This is a genomic window from Bradyrhizobium canariense (assembly GCF_019402665.1).
Classification (GTDB): Bacteria; Pseudomonadota; Alphaproteobacteria; order Rhizobiales; family Xanthobacteraceae; genus Bradyrhizobium; species Bradyrhizobium canariense.
On sequence record NZ_VSST01000030.1, the window covers coordinates 1 to 5581 of the forward strand.

The window sequence follows — 5581 nt, forward strand, 5'->3', positions numbered from 1 at the left end:
CAGCGCGCCAATCTTGACGCCGCCAAGAAAACCTGACCCAACTCCTCATGCCGGCAACGACACTCCGGCCGCCTTCGTCGGAACAGGTGGCCGCCTTCGATCGGAATGCATGGTCGCGTTCAATCGGAATCCCTGGCCGCAATCCCCGGAATCCGCACCGGTCGGCGGACGCGCCCAAATTGCTTGAACGGCAAAGATGTTGTTTCGGGATTACCCTCTTAAGGCACGAGCCGAAAAATGTGTCTGTGGAGCAAATGAGCCATGATGGGACACAGATTCCTTGGGCGGGCACCGCAAAGACCAATCGAGTAGTTCTGCGAGTAGGCGGCGATCCAGATCCTTCGCCCAATATTTGCCCGCCGAGGGGGATCGTCGAATTCGAAATCAGAGAAGGGCACGAACAGTTTACGTATCAACCCAATATCCTGTCTCCCGTAGCAGGATGTCTTCCAAACGATTGCTCTCGACTTGTAGGGGCAACAGCCGTGACGCTGCAGCCCAAGACGGCGTACAAATGGCAAGCTCGTCTCGTGGCTATCTATGACTGGATGGAGTGCACAAACTCCGGTTGCCGCTGCACCGGCGAGGCGAACAGGTGGCCAGGATTTTGGGAAGAGATTGGCCTCCCCGTGCCCGGCTATTTCTCATTCTTTACGCCGTAGGCTGATGCGGATCAATGCTCAGGTTCATCTAACATGGTCTCCAAACGGCTCTTGCTCTGCTGCCCGCTCCAGCCCGCCGTCTTCTGCCGATTGTTCTCGCCCCTACGATTCGAAGCCTATTTCGAAGCTTCTCCACCTCTCTAAGCTCGGCGATGAGCGTTTGGAGGCGTGCGTGCAGAACAGCACAGCTGTAGCCCTCGCGAATATTGGTCATTACCTGCCCCGGAATATAATTTGGATTAAGGAGCCACGTTAAAACAGGACATTTGAGCAATCGCTAATTCGTGCGTTTAGTGGGCTAGAGCTGTAGCCGCCAGATGCTCCCAGTACTCTGCCTCTGCGAGCAGCTTCCAGCTTCTCTCGGGATCACGCGCGGCGGCTTGTCGGCATAGCAACGCCATCGCGCGAAAGCGGCGCATAGCTTCCATCGCAAAACTCCCTGCTTCTGTTTTCCCCAATCCTATTTTTTATTACTGCGGTGGAGTCATCATGATTATCGGACATAACTAAATTTGCCCTTTGAGGGCATCCAATTGGGTTCCGTCAGAGCATCGAAACGGAACTGCTTTCGCTTCAGGCTTCACATCAGTTTCGAATGCCACTTGATGCGGCATTGTCGCGCGCGGATTTCGCAGCTTGACGTAATCAAGGGTGCAGCAACATGCATGCGAATGGGCATGCAACGTCGGGATCCGAACCGACGGACCACGAAGGGTCTTCTCTACTTCGTTCGTTGCTCAGCACCTGAACCATACTGGCGATCAGCCCGGCGCAAATGCCGGGCTCATTCGTCAAGCTCATTCGGCGGCACACAGCTTGAACGAACGACCAAGTGCGGTCGCTACCCAGGCTGAATGCACCAGCGGCTTCGCTCGGAATCAGTTCTCAAGAAGGCTGTCATTTCCCTTCGGTCCCGCGATGGTCTGACGCTCTGGGGTCTGCTGTGGGCGATAGCGCGACTCGCGCTGCACCGGGCGTTCGGACGGACTGCGACCGACCTTGGCTTGGAGTTCGATGAGATCGGTAAACACGTCGGCCTGGCGGCGCAGCTCGTCCGCGATCATCGGCGGCTGGCTCGCGATCGTGGAAATCACGGTGACCCGAACGCTGCGGCGCTGCACCGCCTCGACCAGGGACCGGAAGTCGCCGTCACCGGAGAACAGCACCATCTCGTCGATATGCGCGGCGAGCTCCATGGCATTGACGGCGAGCTCAATGTCCATGTTGCCCTTGACCTTCCGTCGGCCGCCAGCGTCGATGAACTCCTTGATCGGCTTGGTGACGACCCTGTAGCCGTTATAATCAAGCCAGTCGATCAACGGACGAATCGAGGAGAACTCCTGGTCCTCGATAATGGCCGTGTAGTAGAACGCGCGCAGAAGCGTACCGCGACTCTGAAATTCGCTCAGCAGGCGCTTGTAATCGATATCGAAGCCGAGCGTCTTGGCTGTCGCATAGAGATTGGCTCCATCAATGAAGAGCGCAATCTTGCTGGGAGACGACATGTTGTGATCTCGGAAGGACGAAGTACCATGCTGCGGGAATATGAACCCGCCAATGAGGCGGCACTTCCAAAGCTTTCATCAAGGCCGGATTTGCCGATGCTATACCGGGGTCCTTTAACCTTCAAACAGTTTTCCTCGACCACTCCAACTCGTACCCCTCAAAGACGAGCAAATTCCGGCTGGGGGCGTTTTTGAGGGGCATGTCAGTCACTTGTGGATTGGGTCAGCGCTTTCGACTATTCTAGACCTGCCCGGAATTGTTGTGCACGGCAATGCCTGACCAATTCGAAGTCTTTGATATCGCCTTTGAGCGGCGAGGCCGCAGGTGGACTTGGCGCGTGTACACCCGCGAAGAGACGACCGTGATGTCAGGACGGGAGACCAGCAGAGCTGCCGCCAGATACAAAGCAGCCAGGGCGCTTTTCCTGATGCTGCTCTCGGCTCCTATCGATCGGCGAGATCGAAGGTTTCCACCGGAGGAGCGGCTGCAACGAGCAAAACAGTCGTCCGACCAATCCCAGCGACGAAGCTGGCCTCATAGCAACGAACTCAAAACGCCGCATACCCTGTAGAAGAATGCACGATCGCCGCGGCATTCATGGCGTCGTGATCAATCCGCTATCCGTCGCCACTATCCAGCGGTTGCCCCAACGCACGATAGAGTCGATGCGCCCAAAGCCGAGGACTGTGTCGCCGCGCATTCCCATCCGAACGCCAGCAGGCCCAGCGAGAACCGCCGTCCCGCCTCGAACATCTAGAATGGTCCACCGCTCAATCGTCGTCGGCGTTGTGTCCGACGAGGGTGTGAGAGGCGCTCTGGGCTCTATCGAGCCGGTCACAGCACATCTGCTTGGATGGTCGGAGAACGCCTGCTTGAAAACTCCGCGGACTGGGCCCCGTCCGACCATCTGGCCAGAGGCTTCGGAGCAACGCTCGCGACGACTGTCGAGGGTTGCCCCAAAGCAGGCGCTGTTCGCTAACCCGATGCAATCTGTCGGAGGCCTTCGGCTTTACCCCCCGCCGTTGTGTCCGCATGCGACGCGAGGCCGTTTCTACCTGGGCAGTCGGGTCGAGAGGAGCTGCAGGACCGTACCACGCACCAGCCCAGCCCAATCCAAAGCCCCCCGCCAATGCGGCCAGAACGAGCCACGTGGTGGGTATTGAGTGACTACTTGGGGCCAATAGCGCCAGGATCTCATCTCGATTGGAGGTCGTGAAATCTGATTGGTCGAAGGTGACCGGCGACGTCGCGAGCCACTGCCGTGATCCGCGAGCGTCTCGGTCCTTTCCGCCAAGGTATTCGCATGGTGCAATTGCATGCTCAGGTCCCTTGCGATCGCCAATGATTATACCGGGAATTTAACCAACCTTAACGGCCGGTGCACACATCAGCAAATAAATACGGCAGTGGATCGCAAAGGCTGTCCAAGCGCGATACGAGCGCCCCCCAGCCGCTCACGTTGCGAAGTAGCTGGAAGGGGTGAACTTATCCTAGGTTGTTGCGGGACCTTGATCGCTGCCTTCGAACACAAGTGAGTTTTAATCTTGGACGCTTGAAACTAGCCGGTTTCTGCTGGGGTTTGTTTCGAGGCAGCAAAGAAGAAATGCTCTTAGGAAGGAGGAAAACATGAACGAGCTGAATCGGTCATTGGGCAGGAACGCTCTTCTAGCCGCTAACGTCGCTGCCGGCCTTCTTGCGCTCTCCAGTACGGGCGCCTCCGCCGCTATTGCGTGTAGGGGAGAGGTTTGCTGGCGTGTTCATACGCCCTATGTCTACCCGCCGTCTCCGACAATGGTCATCCACGCCGGCTATTGGACGCCGCCGACTCCGACAATCGTCGTTCGCGAGCACTGGCGCCCGGTCGAGTGCTTCACGCGGGAGTACATCGTGCGGGAGTATGGCAGCTTCGACGATCCCGAATGGTAGCCAAGTCGGCATGGTCAGACTGGACTGTCGCCGGGCTTGATTGGAGCGCCGGAAGTGGCGAGCAGCAGGCCGGCAAGCGGTCTCGCACCGACGTCCGGTCTATGGGGTGCTGAAGACGGTGCAAAACGATACGCCGTCCGAGGTCCTGTTGAGCATCAGGCGGGCCTCAAGCATAGGCTTTTCGGGAGGCGAATGCCTCGAGCCGCGTGCTGCAACGTCCTGTTGCGGCAAGAGGGGCAACAGGGCCTACACCAGCGGCATAAAGACCACAGCCGCTGGGCTGATTCGTGGCTGGGGCCAGTCTACTCGCATCCATTGCGGGCGGATGCTCCCTCTCTAACATCGGGCGGCTCGCCTTCGTTCGATTTAGCTTCCGTTCGGATCGGCGGCCTTCCTCAATCGCAAACGTGGTGCTGCTCGCGGGCGGTGGATGATACCGCCTCCGGATCTAGGAACCGCAGTTGCTTCAATAACCGTCGAAGCAGCGCCGTCAGCGCTGGCGGGTTACGACAGCAAACCTGCCCATGCTCCTCAACCCCGACGGCGCTCAGGACACTCAGCCAACATGGCATGATGCTTCGCGGGAGCACCCGCTTGTTCGGGGCGCTAACCCATCTGAACCAACGCCCCGGTTTGACCAACAAATATTTTGAATCTGCAATAAACTGCGCCGTTTGTAAGCGCACGTGATAATTTGGAGAGCGCTGGGCCCGAAGCTCTCGACCGAAAGCTGATACGCCGCGATGCGCGGCTTATTTGGGGCGCTGCTCAGCTGCCGGCCCGCCTGAGTGGAGTTGCTCATGAGTACTGAGCGGAATCCCGACCCTGTGATCCTGTTGTTCGCGATTGCCGTGATAGTCGCGGCGTTCGCGGCATTCGTCACGACGTTTGAGCGGGTTGGGAGCACCACAGCTGGTGGCGAGGCTCCCTCCGGGACCACGGGGATGGGCAAGCCTCGCACGCCTCTTGAGCGAGCACCAGACCCATCAGTAGGGAAGTAACCGCCACACCGGTGCCGGCGCGTGTGCCCGTTCTTGTATTGCAGCATCGCCCCCGCAGCCTTGCAGCGACAACCCCTCTGGTGTCTGGGGCCTTCCAAGTTCACGCTACCGTCTTTTGGAGCTTGTATGGTCCTACCTCCGATTGCATACTCTTCCCGTTGCGGCCTGCATATTGTTTCAATAGTCATTGTTCGAGGCAGTAATGAGTAATCGAGGTCAGGTTTACAACTATTCGGCTATTCTGCGTGAACGGGTCGAGGAGCTCATCGCACTATTCGGGCAACTGCAGACGCTTAGGCGTCGCCTGCAAGCCGCTAACGCGAGAAGGTTTGGTCGGCGTATCCCGAAGGCCGCGCGGAGAAGGAGAGTTCTTCGGCGGTGATAGCTACCGTTCAATGCAACGATCGCGCGTCCCCGCGTCGACATTGATACGAAGCCGCGTCCAGGCCGCTTCAAAACACCTGCATGCGGATTCCGACGAAGTCG

General features: G+C 58.3%; 2 protein-coding genes. One reads left to right on the forward strand and one right to left on the reverse strand.

Features of this window, described 5'->3' with window-relative positions; all coding sequences use genetic code 11:
• Positions 1–1540: 1540 nt before the first annotated feature.
• On the reverse strand, positions 1541–2167 hold the full coding sequence (locus tag FXB41_RS16745) for a LabA-like NYN domain-containing protein (protein WP_219682529.1): 627 nt from the start codon (positions 2165–2167) through the stop codon (positions 1541–1543).
• 1792 nt (positions 2168–3959) lie between these two features.
• Between FXB41_RS16745 and FXB41_RS41525 the strand changes: the two genes are divergently transcribed.
• Complete coding sequence (locus FXB41_RS41525; protein WP_283843447.1) at positions 3960–4094, forward strand: hypothetical protein; 135 nt, start codon at positions 3960–3962, stop codon at positions 4092–4094.
• The last annotated feature ends 1487 nt before the right edge of the window (positions 4095–5581 follow it).

Bases quoted from the DNA above. Each gene is read 5' to 3' on its own strand.
- FXB41_RS41525 (WP_283843447.1), top strand. From the start codon at position 3,960: ATGGTCATCCACGCCGGCTATTGGACGCCGCCGACTCCGACAATCGTC.
- FXB41_RS16745 (WP_219682529.1), bottom strand. From the start codon at position 2,167: ATGTCGTCTCCCAGCAAGATTGCGCTCTTCATTGATGGAGCCAATCTC.